Raw genomic sequence first — 17,415 nt, 5'->3', positions numbered from 1 at the left:
CACTCAGTCCAGGTTAGCCAGCAGCCACTCACTGAAGCTTCGCGCCAACGCATTATTCTCACTGTCACGATGGGTCAGCATGGCCCAGTTCGGGCCGCGAATGGTTTGTTCCACCAAGGGTTGCAACAATCCCTGGGCGCGCGCCTGCCGACTCAATAACCGGCTGACCAGGGCGATACCGAGCCCCGCGCACGCGGCGTCCAGCAGCAGGCCGGGGTCGGAGAAATTCAGCCCCTGATCTTTCTGGCCCACATCGATGCCAGCCTCCACCGCCCAGTGACTCCAATCCATTTCCCGCTCGCCATGCAGGGTTGTGCGTTGTTCCCGTGGCAGTGCCAACAGGCTCGGGTGACACGCCGGATAGAGGCGGTCGGCGTGCAGCACCTTGAAGCTGCACTCGGCCTGGGAGCTGATGTCATCGCGCACTGCGAGGTCGATGGTCTGGGTGGTCATGTCCGGGACTTCATCGGTACTGAAAATCCACAGATCAACGTCCGGGTGTTCGCGGCGAAAATCCCCCAAGCGTGGCAGCAGCCAGTGACGGGCGAACGCCGGCGTCGTGTTGAGCACCAGTTGATTGGGTTTCTGGTACTGCCCGAGGCGGCGAATGCCGACGGCCAATTGTTGCAGCAACGCCTGGGTGGTGCTGAGCAGGTCGTGCCCGGCATCGGTCAGGCTGACGCTGCGTCCACTGCGAAAGAACAAGGGTTGTTCGAGGTACGCCTCAAGGCTGCGGATCTGCTGACTGATCGCCGATTGGGTGAGGTGCAATTCGGCGGCCGCCTTGTGGAAACTGCCCAGGCGGGCGGCGGCTTCAAAGCCGCGAAGGGTGCTGAGAGGCGGCCAGTGCTTGAGCATATTGATAAGTTCCTCTAATCATTTGTCCGCTAAATCCATCGTTTGTTTGCCTGATTTTACGGCCGTAGCATGCATGCCAGGACCACCCAAGCAGTTTTCATTGAACACAATGACTTAACTTAAAGGTACTTGTCATGCAGCAGAATGAAGTTCGAAACAGCGGTTGGATGATGCCGGCCGAGTGGGTCAGGCACGCCGCCACCTGGATGGTCTGGCCACACAACACCGCACTCTGGGAGTCCGGTTGGGGCGTGACATTGCCTCAGGTGCAAGAGGACTTCGCTCGCGTCGCCAACGCCATCGCCCGTTTCGAACCGGTGAAACTGGTCGTCGACCCTTCTGCGATCGCCAGTGCCAAAGCGTTATGTGGGCCGAACATCGAATTGATCGAGCTGGCGGTGAACGACAGCTGGTGCCGGGACTCCGGTCCGAGCTTCGTCTGCCATCCGCAACAAGGCCTGGCCGGGGTGAGCTGGCGCTTCAACGCGTGGGGCGGCAAGTCGGCCCATGATCTGGACGAAAGCCTGGCTCGTCGCGCACTCAATCACTTGGGCGTGGAGTGCTTTGGTACCGCGCTGAGCAATGAAGGCGGGGCCATCCATGTGGACGGCGAGGGCACGCTGATCACCACCGAGTCGGTGTTGCTCAACCCCAATCGCAACCCGGGCATGAACAAGGCGCAGATGGAGGAAATCTTCGCGCGTCTGCTGGGCGTGAAGAAGACGATCTGGCTGCCAGGCGATCCGGACTATGTGACCGGCGACATGACTGATGGCCACGTCGATGGCGTGTGCGCGTTCGCCCGCCCTGGCGTGTTGCTGGTGGACGCCACCCACGACCAGCACTCGGTGTATGCCGAAGTGGCCCGCGAAAACCGTCGAGCCCTGGAGCTGGCCACCGATGCCCAAGGCCGACAGTTCGAGCTGATCGAATTGTATGAAGCCACCGATGCCGTGGACACCGATGCCGAAGTGTTCTGCGCCTCCTACACCAACTTCTACATCGCCAACGGCGCCATCATCATGCCGGCCTACGGCATTGATGCCGACAACGTCGCGGCCGAAGTGTTGGCTCAGGCGTTCCCCGGGCGAGAAGTGGTGCCGGTGCGGATCAATCACCTGGCCCACGGCGGTGGCGGTGTGCATTGCATCACTCAGCAACAGCCCGCCTGGCCGGTGGAGGGTTGATGCCATGACGCTTCTGACCATTGCCACCACCCAGATGCCCTGCACCTGGGACCTGCAACACAACCTCGATCAGGCCGAGCAACTTGTGCGCGAGGCCGCGGCCAAAGGCGCCCAGGTCATCCTGTTGCAGGAGCTGTTTGCCACGCCGTATTTCTGCATCGAGCAAAACCACAAGCACCTGGAGCTGGCTGAAGAATATCGACACAGCCCTGTACTCAAGCGCTTTGCCGCATTGGCCAAAGAGTTGGGAGTGGTGCTGCCGCTGAGCTGGTTCGAGAAGGCCGGCAGTGCCTACTTCAATTCCTTGTGCGTGGCCGATGCCGATGGGCGCCTGCTGAGGGTGTATCGCAAGACCCACATTCCCAACGCCATCGGCTATCAGGAGAAGGAATACTTCAGCCCCGGCGACACCGGTTTTCGTGCCTGGGACACGGCGTTCGGGCGCCTGGGTGTGGGGATCTGCTGGGATCAGTGGTTCCCCGAGACCGCGCGCTGCCTGGCGTTGATGGGCGCTGAAGTCTTGCTGTTTCCCACCGCCATCGGTTCTGAGCCTGGCTGCGCGACGCTGGATTCCCGGGACCACTGGCAGATGACCATGCGCGGCCACGCCGCCGCCAACCTGCTGCCGGTGGTGGCGGCCAATCGCGTCGGCCGAGAGGCGGCGACCACCGATCCGACCTTGCAGATGAGCTTCTACGGCTCGTCGTTTATCTGCAATCACAAGGGCAAGTTGCTTGCCGAGGCCGACCGCGACAGCACCGGCGTGCTAGTGCAAAGCCTGGACCTGGCCGCCATGCGCGAAGAGCGCTTGAGCTGGGGCATTTACCGCGATCGCCGTCCGGACATGTACGGCGCGCTGCTGACTCAGGACGGTCGTCACACCCATGCACGCTGGAAGACTCAAGAGGTTTGATATGCACTCGATCAATAAACTGTTGAGCGGCGCCTTGGGCCTGGCGCTGGGCTGTGCCTTGCCGGCGCTGCACGCGGAAGAAAAAACCCTCAGGCTGTACAACTGGGCCGACTATTTTGCCGAGGACACGCTGGCCAAATTCACCGCCGAAACCGGGATCAAAGTGATCTACGACGTCATGGATGGCAGTGAAACACTGGAAGCCAAAATGCTCGCCGGCGGCAGCGGTTATGACCTGATCTTCCCGGGTGACACCGTCGCCGAACGCTTGATGCGCGCCGGCAGCCTGAAACCGCTGGACCGGTCAAAACTCACGGCCCTGGATGACATCGAACCTGGCTTGCAGAAGCTGCGAACGCACTACGAGTATTCGCGCCAGGCCACCGTCCCTTACACCTGGGGCACCATCGGCCTGACCTACAATGCCGAGCAGATCAAACAGCGTTTACCGGATGCTCCGGTCAACAGTCTCGACATGTTGTTCAAACCGGAACTGGCTGCCAAATTTGCCGACTGCGGCATTTCGATGATCGATTCGCCCGACGAAGTGCTGGCGGTGGTGCTCAACTACCTGGGCCGCGAGCCACGCAGCGCCAAGCCCGAGGACCTGGCCGCGGCGAGTGAACTGTTGCTTAAACTACGGCCGTACATCCGCAAGTTCCAGTCGCAGCCGGTCACCGACCTGGTGAACGGCAACCTGTGCCTGTCGCTCGGTTACAGCGGCGACATGACGCAGGCGCAACGGACGGCGGATTCCGCCGGCAAGCACGCCATGTTCCAATACCGCATCCCCCGTGAAGGCACCACGGTGTGGATGGACACCATGGCGATTCCGGTCGACGCCAGACATCCGGAATACGCCTATGCGTTCATCAACTTCGTCATGCGCCCGGACAACATGGCTGCCATCAGTAACTTCACCGGCTACCCCACCTCCAATGCCAAGGCACGTGCGAGCGTCGATGAGTCCATGCGCAACAACCCGGATATTTACCTCGATGAGGCCACTTACACACGGCTGATTCCGGGCAAGGACATTCCCCAGCCCGATATGCGGGCGCGCATGCGCACCTGGACCAAGTTCAAGACGGCCACCGCGAAATGACTTCAGACAAATATTCCAGGGAGCAACACATGTCGACGCGTCGTGAGTTCATCAAGCAGGTATCGGTCGTCGCCGGTTTGGGCGCGGCAGCGTCTATCGGGCTTGGCCTGACACCCCTTTGCGCGCAAGCGGCTACGCCCGACAGTTGGCGTATGCCGGATGAAGGCGACAGGCATCAGGGGGCCTTCATCGCATTTGGCGCACAGGAAGCGATCTGGGAGGATTTCACCCCCGACGTACAAGCCGCCATTGGCCTGATCGCTCGCACCCTCGCGCGATATGAACCGGTGACCGTGTTCTGTCGTGAGGGTGAGCGGGAGCTGGCCGAAGAATATTGCGGCACGGCTAACATCACCTACGTCACCAGCGAACTCGACGACATCTGGATGCGCGATACTGGCGCCAACTTTGTCATTGATGGGGACGGCGGGCTCGGCGCCGTGGATTTCAACTTCAACGGCTGGGGCAACAAACAGCAGCACGGCGAGGATGCGCAACTGGCCGCTTTGGTTGCGAGCACCGTTGATGCCCGCCATATCCGCAGCGAGTTGGTGGGCGAGGGCGGAGGTATCGAAGTGGATGGTCACGGCACGGGGATCATGACCGAAAGCAGCTGGATCAATGCCAACCGCAACCCCGATTGGAGCAAGGCCGAGATCGAGCAAGAGCTGAAAGCGCGCTTGGGCTTGCGCAAGATCATCTGGCTGCCGGGGATCAAAGGCAAGGACATCACGGATGCCCACGTCGATTTTTACGCCCGTTTTGTCAAGCCCGGCGTTGTGATCGCCAACCTCGACAACGACCCTCAGTCATACGATTACGGCGTCACGCGGGCCCATTTGGACATTCTCAACAATGCCACGGATGCCGATGGCCGCAAGCTGCAGGTGCATACCGTGTCGCCACCGCTCAACCCACGTAAGAGCAAGTTCAGCCGCAACAACCCGGACTTTGCGGCTGGCTACATCAACTACTTCGTGATCAATGGGGCGGTCATTGCGCCCGAGTTTGGTGACAGGGCGGCAGACTCCAAAGCCTTTGATTTATTGTCGGAACTCTACCCGGACCGTGAAGTGGTACAGCTCAACATCGACGCAGTCTCTGCCGGTGGCGGCGGTATCCACTGTGTGACCAGTCACCAACCGTTGGCTTAGTCTGGATCAACGCTTTGCCATCCGGATCTGCGAAGCCGTCAGGCCTTGACCCAGCGTTGACGGCTCCAACTGCTCAATGTGTCGACAGCAAATACCAGCAACAGCATCGCCAGAATGACCGTGCTGGCTTGAGCTTCCTGGAACAGGCTGAGGCTGACATAGAGCATTTGCCCCAAACCACCGGCACCGACGAAGCCGAGCACACTGGCCATGCGGATATTGTTTTCCCAGCGGTACAGGATGTAGGCCAGTAGTTGTGGCAACAGGTTGGGCAGTGATCCGTAACAGAAAGCCCAAACGGCATTGCCGCCCTGCAGGCGGATGGCTTCGGCCGGTTCGGGTGGGGTGTTTTCCAGTGCTTCGGCGAACAGCCGGCCGAGCACGCCGGTGGTGTGCAAGGCCAAGGCCAGGGTGCCGGCATTGGGGCCGAGCCCGGCGGCCAGGACCATCAGCGCCGCCCACACCAGTTCCGGAACCGCGCGCAAAGCGTTGAGCACCAGACGCGACGCGCTCTGCAAAGGCCAGCCGAAACGCCCGGCCGCGGGCAATGCCAAAAACAGGCCGAGTACCGCCGCGAGCAGGGTGCCGAGGGCAGACATGGCCAGGGTTTCCAGGGCACCATGGCCGATGGCTTGCAGATGGCCCGCGCTCAGGTCGGGGCTGAGAAAGCGTTGCGCATAAGCGCCCATCTGCTTCAGGTTACCGCTGCCACCGAGCTCGCCGAGGTCGATGCCCAGGTAGATGAACGAGGCGACCACCGCTGCGCCGATACACAGGAGCAGCATCAGGTTGATCAGGCGGTTCATGCCAGCCTCCAGCGCAGCAGGCGGCTGAGTTGATCGGCGAGCAGTACCAGGACGAGAAACGTCAGTAACAAACTGGCCACTTCACCGCCGGCGAACATGCGCAACGACAGGTCCATTTGCTGGCCCAGACCGCCGGCACCGACGAAACCCATCACCACCGAGGCGCGGATTGCGCACTCCCAGCGGTACACCGTGTACGACAGCAGCTCGGCAGCGACATTGGGCAGGATCCCGTAGAAAAAGGCTGCGAGCCGACCGCTGCCAGCCTGCAGCAGTGCATGGGCCGGGCGCTGGTCGACCGACTCGAAAATTTCCGCGTAGACCTTGCCCAACATCCCGCTGTAGGTAATGGCAATGGCCAGCACCCCGGCCGTCGGGCCGAGGCCGACGGCGCGCACGAACAAAAGCGCCCAGACGATTTCCGGCACGCTGCGCAGGAAGATCAGTAAACCGCGGACCGGCCAACGCAGCAATTGGCCCCAATAGCTTGGGTGGCCGGCTCGGGAGGCAGCAGACAGCGACAGAGCACGACTGGCCAGCAGGCTGGCGGGGACGGCCAACAGCAACGCCAGAGCCATGCCGGCCGTGGCGATGGCCAGGGTCTGCAGAGTGGCTTGCACTAACAGCTCAATGAATTCCTCGCCATGGGCCGGTGGCCAGAAGGCTGAGACAAACCGGCCCATCTCGCTCTGACTGTCACTCGCCACCAGAACACTGAGGTCCAACTCGCTGAAGTGAATACCCGGCCACAGCAAGGCCAGGGCCAGCAAGATGAGCAGCAGGCGGGGCAGGGTAGCCGGGTCTCGGGTATCACGGGTCAGCATCGGGGAATCTGCACACTCAAGGGCGCCGGAGTAATCGGTGGGGATTGCAGTTGTTCGTTGGCGTAGAGCTTGTCGAGCAGCTCGCGGTCGACTTCGCTGGCCGCAAGGTCGAACAGGATCTGTCCATCACGCAAGCCGATGATGCGCGAAAAGTGCGCCAGGGCCAGCTCCACCGCATGCAGGCTGGCGACCAGGGTGACGTTGTGCTGCCGGGCATGACGGCAGAGTACCGACAGCGTGTGCTCGGCCAACACCGGGTCCATGGCCGAGACCGGCTCATCGGCCAGCAACACCTCGGGCGCTTGATACAGCACGCGGGCAATGCCCACGCGCTGTAGCTGTCCACCGGACAGTTGCTGGCAATGCGCGAACAACTTGTCGCTGAGGTCCAGCCTGGCCAGCGCCGCACGTGCGCCCGGAATATCCACCGGACGCAACAAGTTCAGCAGACTTTTGCCCAGCCCCCACTGACCCAGCTTTCCAGCCAGAACCGCAGTGACCACGCGCTGGCGCGGTGGCAGCGGGGGCGCTTGATGGATCAGGCCGATGCGCGCGCGAAGACGCTGACGCTGACGGGCAGACAGCTGCCAGGCGCGCTCGCCGAGCACCTGCAGCTCGCCGTTGTCCGGTCGCAGGGCGGTGGCCAGCAGGTTGAGCAGGCTCGACTTGCCCGCACCGGACGGGCCGATGATGGCGACCTGTTCGCTGGCACCGATGTGCAAATCCACCCCACGCAACGCCTGGACGCCGTTGGCGTGGGTAAGGTTGATCTGGGTCAGAAGCAATGTCATTTGAGCAGGTCGGCAGCGCGTGCGGCTTCCTCGATGCCCTTGTAGTTCTCGGGTTTGGTTTCGATGAATCGGCTGGCAGCCTGCAGATCCAGAATCTCCTTGTCCTTCGGGTTCGAGGGATCGAGAGCCAGAAAAGCTGCTTTTATCTTGGCCGCCAGCGCCGGGTCGAGGGTCCCGCGCACGGTCCAGTTGTAGTCGAAGTAGGCCGGGGTGGTCTCAAACACTCTGACCTTGGTGGTGTCGACCTTGCCGGCGGCGACCAGTTTTTCCCACACGCTGGCGTTCAGTACCCCGGCGTCCACCTTACCGGCCTGGACCCAGGCGACAGTGGCGTCATGGGCGCCGGAATAGCCCACGCGACTGAAGTAGGTTTCCGGTTTGATGCCGTCCTTCAGCATGAAATAGCGCGGCATGAGACTGCCCGATGTGGAGGACACCGAACCGAAGGCGAAGGTCTTGCCCTTGAGGTCGGCGAGTGACTTGACGGCCGGGTCGGCGGTGATGAATTTGCTGGTGAATTGGGCGTCCTGTTCGCGCTGTACCAGCGGAATGGCATTGCCGGTTTTCAGGCGGGCCTGCACGAACGTGAAGCCGCCCAGCCAAGCCATATCGATTCGGTCGGTGGCCAGCGCCTCGACCACGGCCGGATAGTCGCTCACGGGAACGAACTCGACTTTCATGCCCAATTTTTGTTCCAGGTAGGTGCCCAGTGGCTTGAACTTGCGGAGCAGTTCGGTCGGGGCTTCATCGGGAATCGCACTGACTTTCAGGGTGTCGGCGGCCTGCGCCAACAGGGTGCAAAAAGACAGCGTCAAGCCGACAGCCAATGCCAGGGTACGGTTGAGCATGAAAAATCTCCGGTGCATTAAGGCAACAATGTCGATACGCCAAGCGCAAGCGGGTTGCTGCATGGCGCATGTGAGGGTAGACGAAATGGAGTGAAATTGACCGTTTTGGCCCAATTGTTAGTACGACAAGCCTGACGTCGATCCGGCCAGGATGATCCTTGGGCTAGCGCTTTTAGCAGCCCGAAATCGCCATGTTTCATGACCGCCCGTAACCCGGCACGAGGGTTAGCTCAGGCTTCGCTATTCTTGATGACACTACAGGTGCAAGTTGAACATAGGATTGAATGATGAAGATGTTACTGATGGTCGAGTGCCCTAATGAACCCTTCAACACCCTTGTCAAAGCCGGGAAGGTGGGCGAGGTTATTGAGCGCATCCTGAACAGCATCAAACCAGAGGCGGCGTATTTTACCGAGCAAGATGGCTTGCGTGGTGGGATTTTTGTGGTCGACGTACAAGACCCCTCCGACATCCCCGCCTTGGCGGAGCCCTTTTTTCTCAACTTTAACGCCACTTGCAAGTTCCGTATTGTGATGAGCGCGCAGGATCTGCAAAAGGCCGGTCTGGAGACGCTGGGGCAAACGTGGGCGTGCTGAGTGGCCAGCCACGTCTGATTAGTCAGTTCCGTACAGTCCACAGCATGGTCTGAACCCTGATATGTGGATGACTGGCCAAAGGTTCCCATTCATCGATGAAAGAGAAACCCTGCTTTAGATAGAAATTCGAGGCTCTTGCATTGTCCGGGGAGACATCCAGAAAAACGCGATCATGCCCTTTGTCGATCGCGCGAGATTTCACCGCCTCAACAAGCTGAGCTGCCACACCAGAACCACGTGCAGCGGGTTCTACCCACATTCCGATCAGGTTATAGCGATTCGCTTGAGTGACTCCCGCACCTATCATCCCCACCGATTTATCGTCCTTGATGGCCAACCAGAATTCCGGTCCGGCCGCTGACGAGGCGCGTTCTATCCACTGCTCGTCAGTGTAATGAGCGGCCGTTTGGTAACTCACTCCAAACGCTGTCGGTGTGTCCAGAAGCGCAGCAAGACGGACTTGCTTCAAAAACATCCAGTCTTTGGCTTCCGTCAATCGAATGTCCATGTTCTTCCTTAAAGATGGCGCGCAATGGCTGCTTTCGTAGTCTAGTTTTTTTTCTTGATTAGTTTAGCCAGGTAGTACTTTAGGCTTAAACGATCTTTGGGCCTTGGCTTGTAGTGGGTTTTATTTCTTTGTGCAGGATCGATCACCATGGTTCCTGCGGTGTAGTAATACAGCGCTATGGACCTGCGCGTGATGTGCTCTGGAGTTGTTAAAGGCTCTGGATGCCCATGATTGCTGTCTTTGTCTGTATTGAAAATGACACAGCGATTGTAAATGGGCAGGACTTTTTTAAGGCAGGTCTTCATCCCGACATCCCAAAGTTCAAGATTGCCGCCGTATTCCTCTCGCCAGTCTTCATTTAGATAAATGATGATATTCAGTCGGCGCTCAACATTAAGCTTTTTGTTGAGTCTGAAGTCCGAGTGTACCCCCAGGAAACCACCACTTTTCGTTTCATGCAAGCCGCCACCAGCAAAGTAGGGGTCGGGTATCAAGCCTTCAATGCCGGTGAGCTTTTCAAGAAACTGCAACATGGGGGCTGAGTTAAAGGCGTTGAAAACAGTCTTCAAAAAGGGGGGGCATTCGTTGGGACTGATTTGACGTTTTAGTTGACCTTTATAGCCGCGCTCATAGAGCATTTCGTTGTTGGTTGGCTCGATTGGGAAGTGCGAGCAGATACTCGCAATCAGCTCTTCATCCAGGAAATTATCGATGACGATGTGCGGAAATGGCGTAGCCTGAATATAGCGACTGGCCAATGAGTGACCCATGGCGCTGGCGGCGTTCTGGTCGAAATCAAGCTCCGGGGAGAGGGTCATAGGTAGTGCTTGAGTGATGGGTGCCATTACCGCTCCAATAACTTGATATAAAGACTTGTGGGTGACTTCAAGCAGCGTCCAGCGCACTGCTCGTTGTGTCTCTTCGTCGCTTAACTTTTACTGCCTTCTTTTTTCAGGCGCTTAAGAATATCGTTGTACATTTTGGTTCGTCTATGAGTCTTTTCATAGCCGCCAGCCGCTGCAACAGTACCGGCCTGGATGTGATCCAGATAACTGAAGATTTTACGCGGTGATAACATTTCGACGACATAGCCAAGCTCGGTCATGCGGTCTTGGAGGGTGTAGCCTGGCACGCGATCATCCATCAAAAAATGCATGTCGTGCTGTTTGATAAGTTTGCAGTTCCACAATGTGCAAAAACTCTTCAAGTAGACTTCTCTGTACGGCTTGGGTTCTCTGGAGCGTAAACCCATGGAGATTTTCAGGTGCCTGAAATGGTGTTTGAACAGTCGTGAGCTAAAGCGCCAAAGCGTTCTCGTGGTGCCGCGGTTTAATTGCTCAACACAACCGACGGCTACGACTTTTTTGTTTTTTAAGCATTTATTCAGCATCATCGGAAAAACATTTTTATCGAAAACAAATGTGTCGGTGTGCATTAGAAATAAATAATCAGTTTCAACTCGCTCCAAAACCAGGTCAAGTGCTTTGCCATGCGCGATATGCCCAGGTTCTGGTTCGGAAACAGAGCGCTCGATTAAATTTATCCAGTCAAGAGTTCGTAAATACTCAGTGCTTTCATCGGCGGAATAGTTGTCAACTACCCATATTGGGACGCCGTGGCTGCCGAAATGCTGGTGCAATAAGTCTAAGCATATCTTGGTGATTTCTGGTGTTTTGTAATTGACTATAACTATGCTGAAGGTTTTGGGGTCGTCAGCCGGGAAGCTAGTGTTATTCATCGTTCATGCGCCCAATGATATTGCATGTTGTAGGAATAATTGAACATGTATACAGCTCTCGCTAATTTGTTTGTGTAAGATTTGCTTGACTATAAAAACACAATTTGTTAGGCCGCTTGTCAAACATAATCATAGCTTACTCTGCCTGATGGTCCGCAGTATATGCGGACTTCATCGTATAAGGATCGGCTCTGTCGGTAAACATTCGTGACTTAATTTGTTACATGTCCCCTGCTAGCTACCTCTCGTACACGCAGCTTGGCTAAGTCGCAGGCATGTAGATTACTGTCGCTGGCCAAATTAATGAGCGCCGGATCTCGTGTCGACTGTCGCCCGCTGATGACCCTGGGACCTATCTTTCATGGTTATGAGGGAAATGCACTGTGTGGAAAATTTACCGGGTTGTTATGACCGAGGCGGCGCCACAGAAAACAACCGTTTCTGTACATGCTGGCACTAACTGCGCATTGAGCATTACTGATGAAACGTACGGCCCAGTGCATCCAGGCGGACGGCGATGGGGGGCAAGCGCTGGCTGCTCAGGGCAAGGGTTTCGACATCGTCTGACGTGTTTTGCGCGATGGCCTGCACAGACTGCAAGCGCCCGACCACTTCGCGGCTTGCCGTGGATTGTTCGCGGGTGGTGGTGACAATGCGCCCATTGAGTTCATCAATATGCGAAATGTCGCTGCCCACCGCCTGCAACATCGCCGCCGCCAGTTGACTGTCTTCGACACAGCGCTCCACGCCTTCACGGCTGTCATGCATCGCCTCGACGGCTTTGCGGCTGCCTTGCTGCAAGTCCTCGATGATTGTCCTGATTTCCTTCGTGGAGAGGGCGGTGCGCTGCGCCAGACTGCGCACTTCATCGGCCACTACGGCAAAACCTCGGCCTTGCTCACCAGCGCGAGCAGCTTCGATGGCGGCGTTGAGCGCCAGCAGGTTGGTTTGGTCAGCAATACTGCTGATGACCTCCAGGACAGTACCGATTTGCTCCGCCTGTCCCGCCAGCACCTGCACGGTTGAGTGGGTGCCTTTCAGGCGAGACGCCAACTGAGTGATTTCATGCTGCGCGCGGTTCACACTTTCCTGTCCTCGGGTGATTTGCACGCTGGCCTGGCCGGCATGTTCAACGGCATGTTCGACGTGAACGGCAATATGCCCCATCGCGTCCCCCATCCGCTGCATCGAACCCGTCATCTGGGCAATTTCCGTCAGCTGATGCTTGGCCCCTTTCTCCAGCGTATTGCTCGCCTTGGCAAGCTCCTGGCCCAGCTCACCCAAGCCGTGAGAGTCGCGAACAACCCCGTCAACCAGGGCGGTAATCTGCATCAGGAATTGATCGAAACGATCCGCCAGCGATACATGCATTGTGGCCTTGTCTCCCTTGCCAGCATCGACGGCGAGCTGGGACGTGGCCGCGAGCATCTTGTCCAGCATGTCCTGGCTCTCCACTGCCTCGGCCTGACTGTGTACGGCCAGATAGAGCAGGGCGACCGTCTCCATGACCGCATAGAAGGCGTGAACAAACACCATCGTCCACCCACCGTGATGCGCCATGACGTAGACCGGAAAACCTTGGTGTTGCAGCGCATGGAAAACCACGTGATGAACGGCGATCGTTGCAGCGGCGACCAGAATCGGTAGCCAGTCGCGATAAAAAGTCAGCACCGCCAGCAACGCGAAAATACCGAAGTGGGCTTCAATGACGCCCTCGGCCTGATTGATATGCAACGCCGCCATGACCATCAAACCAATGCCCAGGCAACACCGCATCAACCGCGTGCCGCCCATTGCGCGATAACACACCGTCAGCAGCAGGCTCGTGCCGCCACCCACCAACAACGCCTGAATAAAGGTGTCGTGCCAGAAAGCCAGACCCAACGCGAAGAGGAACATCAGCCAGATCAGGCCCAGCATGATTCGGTCGGCCTTGCGGTAGTGGTCAAGAAAACGAGGGGGCAAAGGCATTCACGTTTACTCCATGTAATTGAGCCGGAATAAAGCAGGTCATTTGTCGCTCGTGCTATCTCTTGACTGAACTGCAGAGTCAGGTACTCAAATCTGTAGTCGGCATGTCGAGGCATACATGAGAAACCCTGAAGAGCGTAGCCGTTTGCCATCACACCTCCCGTGTTCGACGCTGAACACCGGAAACAATGTCAGAAATAGAGGCAGGTAATGCTGAAGTGACGGGCAGTACGACAGGCTCCGTTGCAATCCGGCCGTGGGAATTTGGGTGTCGATGGGAGGAAATGGAACCCACATCACCGACAGCGTCTAAATTACAGAGAGATGTCCCGCCACCCCGAAGGAACGACTCATGCTCAGATCTCGCTCATTGATTGCAGCAATTACATGCCTTGCGCTGGTTTCCGGTTCAGTGACTGCATTGGCCGATCCTGGTAATGGAAAGGGCCAGGGAAACGGCAAGGGAAACCCGCAAAACAGCCAGGTTCATGGCAACCAGGGAGGTCAGGGAGGCAAAGGCAAAAATTCCGGGGGCGGCGATTGGGATAATGGCCCAAGCATCAATCGCGGCAGCGTTCTTGGGATTGTTGGCGGGTATCGAGACTACTGGAGCCCCGGACCTGCATTGCCACCCGGCATTCAAAAGAACCTCGCGCGAGGTAAGCCGCTTCCTCCCGGGATTGCCAAAAAACTGGACGGCCGGTTGATCGGCAGGCTGCCTCAGTATGATGGGTATGAATGGCAGCAAGTTGGCACCGACTTGATATTGGTCGCGTTGGCAACCGGGCTTATCTACGAAGTGCTCAACGGTGCTTTTGATTAATGGGCATGATCCATATGCCCATTTGAAGGCTGTTCAGACGCGGCTGCCCATGAAATTGCCGAGTTGCTGCCGAGCAGGTGGCAACCGGCGTATCCCGCACTATTCGTCCACGCTGATGCCCGATCCCCCTAATTCGTTGGGGACGTCCTTCAGCTTGGGCAATCCATCCCTGATGCGCAGCACGGTCTCCTGATAGTGGACGTGAAGCCCTGGCGAATACGCGAGATCCGGGATGACCGCGGCATACACATCGATCAGCCCCATCCCCGGATGTTCAGTGAAGATGTGCCCGCCGCAGGTCTTGCACCACTTGCGCAAACTCTGCGGTGTCTTGTTATAGGTGCCGATGTTGTCAGCACCTCGAGTCACTTGCACTGCGTCGGGTTTCCACAGCGTGAAGGCATTGACCGGTCCCGCTGACCAATGCCGACACGACTCGCAATGGCAGTAGCCCATTCCGACCGGCTCGCCACTGACGGTGAACTCGACTGCGCCGCAAAAACAACTGCCCTTGTAAGACCGTTCAATGCTCATGGCATGACTCCTTGATCAATGCTCAGGCGATACCGCCGGACTTCACCCGTCGATGTAGCGCACCGCTGTCGCCGGCGTGCGCCGCACCTGCAGTTCGAAAATGTCAGGGCGCGCGTAATGCCCGGTGACGTCGAGCGCCCGCCGCGCTGGCGCCACAAGTGAGACGTCGATGTCCGCATACAGAATGCCTGCCTCTTTGTGTAATGGACCGGCCACGATCCGGCCTTGAGGACTGACAACCACGGAGTCGCCGTCGTTGATCCATTCGTCCGGATCGGGAAACAGTTGCGCACGCGCCGGGAAGTCGTCGGGGATGTCACTGCCGCGCAGCACGGTGCCGCTGCCGAGCACCCAACAACGGCCTTCGAGAGCAATGTGGCGCATCGTGCTGATCCAGCCATCGCCCGTGTCGTACGTGGGGGCGACGTAGATTTCCACCCCTTGGGCATACAGTGAGTAGCGTGCCAGCGGCATGTAGTTTTCCCAGCAGATGAGCGCACCCACGCGACCGACCGGAGTATCGACCGTACGCAAACCGCAGGCATCACCGAAGCCATGCACCATGCGCTCGGGATTGGTTGGCATCAGCTTGCGGTGTCGGTTGAGCACGGCGCCGTTCGCGCCGATAACGACTACGCTGTTATAGAGCGTGCCCCCGCCATTGCGCCGGTCGCATTCATTGATGCCGCACACGATCGTCACGGCGTGAACCCTGGCGGCCTCGCACAATTGGCTCAGGTCACCGTTGGTGATATCGACGGCGTTGGCCAGCAGCCGCGTGTGCAACTGGCCCATTACAGCCCCGTCCTTTCCCGCCGCCAGCCGCCAGATCCATGACGGGTAACCGGGAATGTACGATTCGGGCAAAACGATCAGCGAGGCTCCCGCCGCCGCTGCCTCAGCGACCGACTGCACGGCCCGGGCGATCGTCGCACTGCGATCGAGCAGCACGGGCGGGCGCTGAATAATGGCTACCTTGGTCATGGCGTTCTCCTTTGGCGGTTAGCTTTCGAGGTTTCAGCGTGCGCGTGGCGAGGTGGCGGGGCTAGTTCAGAATCTGAAGCGTTTATAGTTGCGGAGTCCTGGCGATGGAAGAAGGCTACGGTCAGTTCTGCACAGTCGCGCGCGGTGCTGAAGCCCTCTGCGAGCGCTGGACACCCTTGGTCGTGCGCGAGTTGCTGTGCGGCAGCAAGCGCTTCAATGAACTGCACCGCGGCGTTCCACGGATGTCCACCAACCTGCTGGCACAACGTCTGCGCCATTTGGAAGAAATCGGCGTCGTGCACCGCACGGCCACCGGTAAAGTCTGGGAGTACAGCCTGACCGAGGCAGGCGAGCAATTGCGCCCCATCATCATGGCGCTAGGGCATTGGGGCGCGCGCTGGATCGGCAGTCGCCTTCGCGATGACGAACTCGACGCGGGCCTGCTCATGTGGGACGTGCGCCGGTTCGTGCGCATCGAAACGTTCCCGTCCCGACCGGTGGTCATCCAGTTCAAATTCCGCGACGCGCGGCCTGGTGAGCAAGCGTGGTGGCTCGTGGTTGAACAGGGTGTGGCAGACCTGTGCCGCGACGATCCCGGACGTGAACTGACGCTCGTTGTGGACTCCAGCGTGCGAGCGTTGACCGAGGTGTGGACGGGCGACCGCACACCGCGGGAAGTTCTGCAGTCGCGAGAACTGCGTGTAGATGGCGCGGTGAAGGATGCGGAAAGCTTGTGGCGCTGGCTTGGTACGAGTGCGTTCGCGGGTACCCGGAGCGCCGCTCGCTAGCGCCGCCTATTAGGGCAGTACTCATGGCATTCCGTCGGTCGCAGGACTTGAACTGTCAGGGGCGAAAAGCGTCGTAAGACTCGCGATATCAACCCTACGGAAGCCACCATGCTTTTAAATAATAAGAGTCTCATTGCTGTAATGTCCTGCGCCCTGATGCTTGCAGCCGCCCCATTACTCCCTGCTGACCTGTCCATCATGAACTCCGCCTATGCGAAAGACGGTGGTGGTGGTGGTGGTGGTGGCGGTAACGGCGGCGGTGGTGGCGGTAACGGAGGTGGTAATGGGGGAGGCAACGGAGGTGGTAATGGCGGTGGCCACGGCGGCGGTACAGGCAGCGGTCACAGCGGTTCAGATCACTCCGGCGGTTCTACCAGTAATGGCCACGGCAATGGACTGAGCAGCGATCATGCCGGCAAGGCTGTTCGCGACCGTGGTGAAAGCGGAAACCACTATGGCAGTGAACGCAATAGTGATCGCGGTCATGGCCAAACGACTTCAGGCATCGCCCATTCCAGAGATACTCGCGGCGTGGCCAAAGCCAGTGCAATCTCGACCTCGACGCCAGGCGATCACAACGCGAAAGGGTTGAGCAAAGCCGGGACGTCGGTATCGAAAAAATCGTACTGATCGGCCATAACGGCTGATAGGGAAGTACAACAGACTCAACTGCAAAGCCTGTCGCACGCTTGAGGTCAATTGTACTTCTTCGACGGGTAGTGACCGCGCAAGCCCCCGGATTCGGCGCCTGTTTTGCAGGGCAGGGCAGGCACTACCGGGCGGGATCTGGGTTGGGGGTTGGAGCGGCTCCGGGGTTGAGGTTGTTTGCTCATTGTTTGCCTCCAGACTTTCAGGGTTTCGCGAAGGCCTCCTGGTAAAGCTTAGCTGCTTCAAGCAACCAAACCCCGCAGCACGCAACCCTAAACAAAACGGGCGCCCGGCAAGGCGCCCGTTTTCGTTTGTTCCGCTGCTTGAACCCGTAAGCGT

The 17,415-nt window shown here is 58.5% G+C and carries 19 protein-coding genes; 8 read left to right on the top strand and 11 right to left on the bottom strand.

Translation table 11 applies throughout. The annotated features are described in order from the left end of the window. Window positions 1–3: 3 nt before the first annotated feature. Entirely contained in the window at window positions 4–858 is an 855-nt protein-coding gene (locus JFU47_RS31310; RefSeq protein WP_201188197.1) for a LysR substrate-binding domain-containing protein, read from the bottom strand. A 134-nt stretch (window positions 859–992) separates the two neighbouring features. Between JFU47_RS31310 and JFU47_RS31305 the strand changes: the two genes are divergently transcribed. The 4 genes from JFU47_RS31305 to JFU47_RS31290 are packed head-to-tail and all read left to right on the top strand — an operon-like array spanning window position 993 to window position 5,217. Next, the gene (locus tag JFU47_RS31305; RefSeq protein WP_201188183.1) at window positions 993–2,045 is read left to right on the top strand and encodes an agmatine deiminase family protein; all 1,053 of its coding nucleotides are present in this window, start codon (window positions 993–995) and stop codon (window positions 2,043–2,045) included. Between the two features lie 4 nt (window positions 2,046–2,049). Further along, window positions 2,050–2,958 (top strand): N-carbamoylputrescine amidase, encoded by a 909-nt coding sequence (gene aguB, locus JFU47_RS31300; RefSeq protein WP_201188181.1) that lies wholly within the window; start codon window positions 2,050–2,052, stop codon window positions 2,956–2,958. 1 nt (window position 2,959) lies between these two features. Beyond that, window positions 2,960–4,063 carry an extracellular solute-binding protein gene (locus JFU47_RS31295; protein ID WP_201188179.1) on the top strand — a complete coding sequence of 368 codons (1,104 nt, stop codon included), beginning with the start codon at window positions 2,960–2,962 and terminating at the stop codon, window positions 4,061–4,063. Between the two features lie 29 nt (window positions 4,064–4,092). Beyond that, on the top strand, window positions 4,093–5,217 hold the full coding sequence (locus JFU47_RS31290; protein ID WP_201188177.1) for an agmatine deiminase family protein: 1,125 nt from the start codon (window positions 4,093–4,095) through the stop codon (window positions 5,215–5,217). 38 nt (window positions 5,218–5,255) lie between these two features. Here the strand turns inward: JFU47_RS31290 and phnE are convergent, their stop codons facing one another. Genes phnE through JFU47_RS31270 form a run of 4 tightly spaced genes read right to left on the bottom strand, consistent with a single transcriptional unit; the run spans window position 5,256 to window position 8,486 of the window. Beyond that, window positions 5,256–6,023 (bottom strand): phosphonate ABC transporter, permease protein PhnE, encoded by a 768-nt coding sequence (gene phnE / locus JFU47_RS31285; RefSeq protein ID WP_201188175.1) that lies wholly within the window; start codon window positions 6,021–6,023, stop codon window positions 5,256–5,258. Then, complete coding sequence (locus JFU47_RS31280; RefSeq protein WP_123366384.1) at window positions 6,020–6,847, bottom strand: PhnE/PtxC family ABC transporter permease; 828 nt, start codon at window positions 6,845–6,847, stop codon at window positions 6,020–6,022. The genes phnE and JFU47_RS31280 overlap by 4 nt, the downstream gene beginning before the upstream one ends. Next, window positions 6,841–7,638 (bottom strand): phosphonate ABC transporter ATP-binding protein, encoded by a 798-nt coding sequence (locus JFU47_RS31275; RefSeq protein WP_201188173.1) that lies wholly within the window; start codon window positions 7,636–7,638, stop codon window positions 6,841–6,843. The genes JFU47_RS31280 and JFU47_RS31275 overlap by 7 nt, the downstream gene beginning before the upstream one ends. Then, entirely contained in the window at window positions 7,635–8,486 is an 852-nt protein-coding gene (locus JFU47_RS31270) for a putative selenate ABC transporter substrate-binding protein (protein ID WP_201188171.1), read from the bottom strand. Before JFU47_RS31270 ends, JFU47_RS31275 begins: the two co-directional genes overlap by 4 nt. 287 nt (window positions 8,487–8,773) lie before the next feature. Between JFU47_RS31270 and JFU47_RS31265 the strand changes: the two genes are divergently transcribed. Then, window positions 8,774–9,082 carry a panthothenate synthetase gene (locus JFU47_RS31265; RefSeq protein ID WP_201188169.1) on the top strand — a complete coding sequence of 103 codons (309 nt, stop codon included), beginning with the start codon at window positions 8,774–8,776 and terminating at the stop codon, window positions 9,080–9,082. A gap of 22 nt (window positions 9,083–9,104) precedes the next feature. On the opposite strand, the gene JFU47_RS31260 is transcribed toward JFU47_RS31265, so the two are convergent. From JFU47_RS31260 to JFU47_RS31245, 4 genes are all read right to left on the bottom strand, one after another. Then, window positions 9,105–9,590, bottom strand: coding sequence for a GNAT family N-acetyltransferase (locus JFU47_RS31260; protein WP_201188167.1), 486 nt, complete (start codon window positions 9,588–9,590; stop codon window positions 9,105–9,107). 41 nt (window positions 9,591–9,631) lie between these two features. Continuing rightward, window positions 9,632–10,435 (bottom strand): 2OG-Fe(II) oxygenase, encoded by an 804-nt coding sequence (locus JFU47_RS31255; protein WP_201188165.1) that lies wholly within the window; start codon window positions 10,433–10,435, stop codon window positions 9,632–9,634. An 83-nt stretch (window positions 10,436–10,518) separates the two neighbouring features. Then, the gene (locus tag JFU47_RS31250) at window positions 10,519–11,328 is read right to left on the bottom strand and encodes a glycosyltransferase (protein WP_201188163.1); all 810 of its coding nucleotides are present in this window, start codon (window positions 11,326–11,328) and stop codon (window positions 10,519–10,521) included. Window positions 11,329–11,802: 474 nt separating this feature from the next. After that, window positions 11,803–13,299, bottom strand: a complete 1,497-nt coding sequence (locus JFU47_RS31245; RefSeq protein WP_201188161.1) for a methyl-accepting chemotaxis protein — start codon at window positions 13,297–13,299, stop codon at window positions 11,803–11,805. Between the two features lie 352 nt (window positions 13,300–13,651). Between JFU47_RS31245 and JFU47_RS31240 the strand changes: the two genes are divergently transcribed. Continuing rightward, entirely contained in the window at window positions 13,652–14,122 is a 471-nt protein-coding gene (locus JFU47_RS31240; protein WP_140894189.1) for an anti-virulence regulator CigR family protein, read from the top strand. Between the two features lie 99 nt (window positions 14,123–14,221). Here the strand turns inward: JFU47_RS31240 and JFU47_RS31235 are convergent, their stop codons facing one another. Together JFU47_RS31235 and JFU47_RS31230 are read right to left on the bottom strand one after the other, a co-directional pair. Beyond that, entirely contained in the window at window positions 14,222–14,656 is a 435-nt protein-coding gene (locus tag JFU47_RS31235) for a GFA family protein (protein WP_140683588.1), read from the bottom strand. 42 nt (window positions 14,657–14,698) lie between these two features. Beyond that, complete coding sequence (locus tag JFU47_RS31230; protein WP_201188159.1) at window positions 14,699–15,640, bottom strand: carbon-nitrogen hydrolase family protein; 942 nt, start codon at window positions 15,638–15,640, stop codon at window positions 14,699–14,701. A gap of 104 nt (window positions 15,641–15,744) precedes the next feature. Here JFU47_RS31230 and JFU47_RS31225 point away from each other — a divergent pair, with 104 nt between their 5' ends. Both JFU47_RS31225 and JFU47_RS31220 read left to right on the top strand, forming a co-directional pair. Continuing rightward, entirely contained in the window at window positions 15,745–16,428 is a 684-nt protein-coding gene (locus tag JFU47_RS31225) for a winged helix-turn-helix transcriptional regulator (RefSeq protein ID WP_140683593.1), read from the top strand. 108 nt (window positions 16,429–16,536) lie between these two features. Further along, complete coding sequence (locus JFU47_RS31220; protein WP_201188157.1) at window positions 16,537–17,058, top strand: hypothetical protein; 522 nt, start codon at window positions 16,537–16,539, stop codon at window positions 17,056–17,058. The last annotated feature ends 357 nt before the right edge of the window (window positions 17,059–17,415 follow it).

This window comes from Pseudomonas sp. TH39(2020), assembly GCF_016650715.1.
In the GTDB taxonomy this organism is placed as follows: domain Bacteria; phylum Pseudomonadota; class Gammaproteobacteria; order Pseudomonadales; family Pseudomonadaceae; genus Aquipseudomonas; species Aquipseudomonas mandelii_C.
The sequence above is the reverse complement of the archived record's forward strand: the minus strand, read 5'-3'. Positions and strand labels throughout refer to the sequence as shown.

Excerpts from the sequence above, each read along its gene's own strand:
- JFU47_RS31240 (WP_140894189.1), top strand. The coding sequence starts at position 13,652 with ATGCTCAGATCTCGCTCATTGATTGCAGCAATTACATGCCTTGCGCTG.
- JFU47_RS31305 (WP_201188183.1), top strand. The coding sequence starts at position 993 with ATGCAGCAGAATGAAGTTCGAAACAGCGGTTGGATGATGCCGGCCGAG.
- JFU47_RS31270 (WP_201188171.1), bottom strand. The coding sequence starts at position 8,486 with ATGCTCAACCGTACCCTGGCATTGGCTGTCGGCTTGACGCTGTCTTTT.
- JFU47_RS31290 (WP_201188177.1), top strand. The coding sequence starts at position 4,093 with ATGTCGACGCGTCGTGAGTTCATCAAGCAGGTATCGGTCGTCGCCGGT.
- JFU47_RS31225 (WP_140683593.1), top strand. The coding sequence starts at position 15,745 with ATGGAAGAAGGCTACGGTCAGTTCTGCACAGTCGCGCGCGGTGCTGAA.
- JFU47_RS31230 (WP_201188159.1), bottom strand. The coding sequence starts at position 15,640 with ATGACCAAGGTAGCCATTATTCAGCGCCCGCCCGTGCTGCTCGATCGC.
- aguB (WP_201188181.1), top strand. The coding sequence starts at position 2,050 with ATGACGCTTCTGACCATTGCCACCACCCAGATGCCCTGCACCTGGGAC.
- JFU47_RS31275 (WP_201188173.1), bottom strand. The coding sequence starts at position 7,638 with ATGACATTGCTTCTGACCCAGATCAACCTTACCCACGCCAACGGCGTC.
- JFU47_RS31235 (WP_140683588.1), bottom strand. The coding sequence starts at position 14,656 with ATGAGCATTGAACGGTCTTACAAGGGCAGTTGTTTTTGCGGCGCAGTC.
- JFU47_RS31260 (WP_201188167.1), bottom strand. The coding sequence starts at position 9,590 with ATGGACATTCGATTGACGGAAGCCAAAGACTGGATGTTTTTGAAGCAA.
- JFU47_RS31295 (WP_201188179.1), top strand. The coding sequence starts at position 2,960 with ATGCACTCGATCAATAAACTGTTGAGCGGCGCCTTGGGCCTGGCGCTG.
- JFU47_RS31265 (WP_201188169.1), top strand. The coding sequence starts at position 8,774 with ATGAAGATGTTACTGATGGTCGAGTGCCCTAATGAACCCTTCAACACC.
- JFU47_RS31245 (WP_201188161.1), bottom strand. The coding sequence starts at position 13,299 with ATGCCTTTGCCCCCTCGTTTTCTTGACCACTACCGCAAGGCCGACCGA.
- JFU47_RS31310 (WP_201188197.1), bottom strand. The coding sequence starts at position 858 with ATGCTCAAGCACTGGCCGCCTCTCAGCACCCTTCGCGGCTTTGAAGCC.
- phnE (WP_201188175.1), bottom strand. The coding sequence starts at position 6,023 with ATGAACCGCCTGATCAACCTGATGCTGCTCCTGTGTATCGGCGCAGCG.
- JFU47_RS31255 (WP_201188165.1), bottom strand. The coding sequence starts at position 10,435 with ATGGCACCCATCACTCAAGCACTACCTATGACCCTCTCCCCGGAGCTT.
- JFU47_RS31280 (WP_123366384.1), bottom strand. The coding sequence starts at position 6,847 with ATGCTGACCCGTGATACCCGAGACCCGGCTACCCTGCCCCGCCTGCTG.
- JFU47_RS31250 (WP_201188163.1), bottom strand. The coding sequence starts at position 11,328 with ATGAATAACACTAGCTTCCCGGCTGACGACCCCAAAACCTTCAGCATA.
- JFU47_RS31220 (WP_201188157.1), top strand. The coding sequence starts at position 16,537 with ATGCTTTTAAATAATAAGAGTCTCATTGCTGTAATGTCCTGCGCCCTG.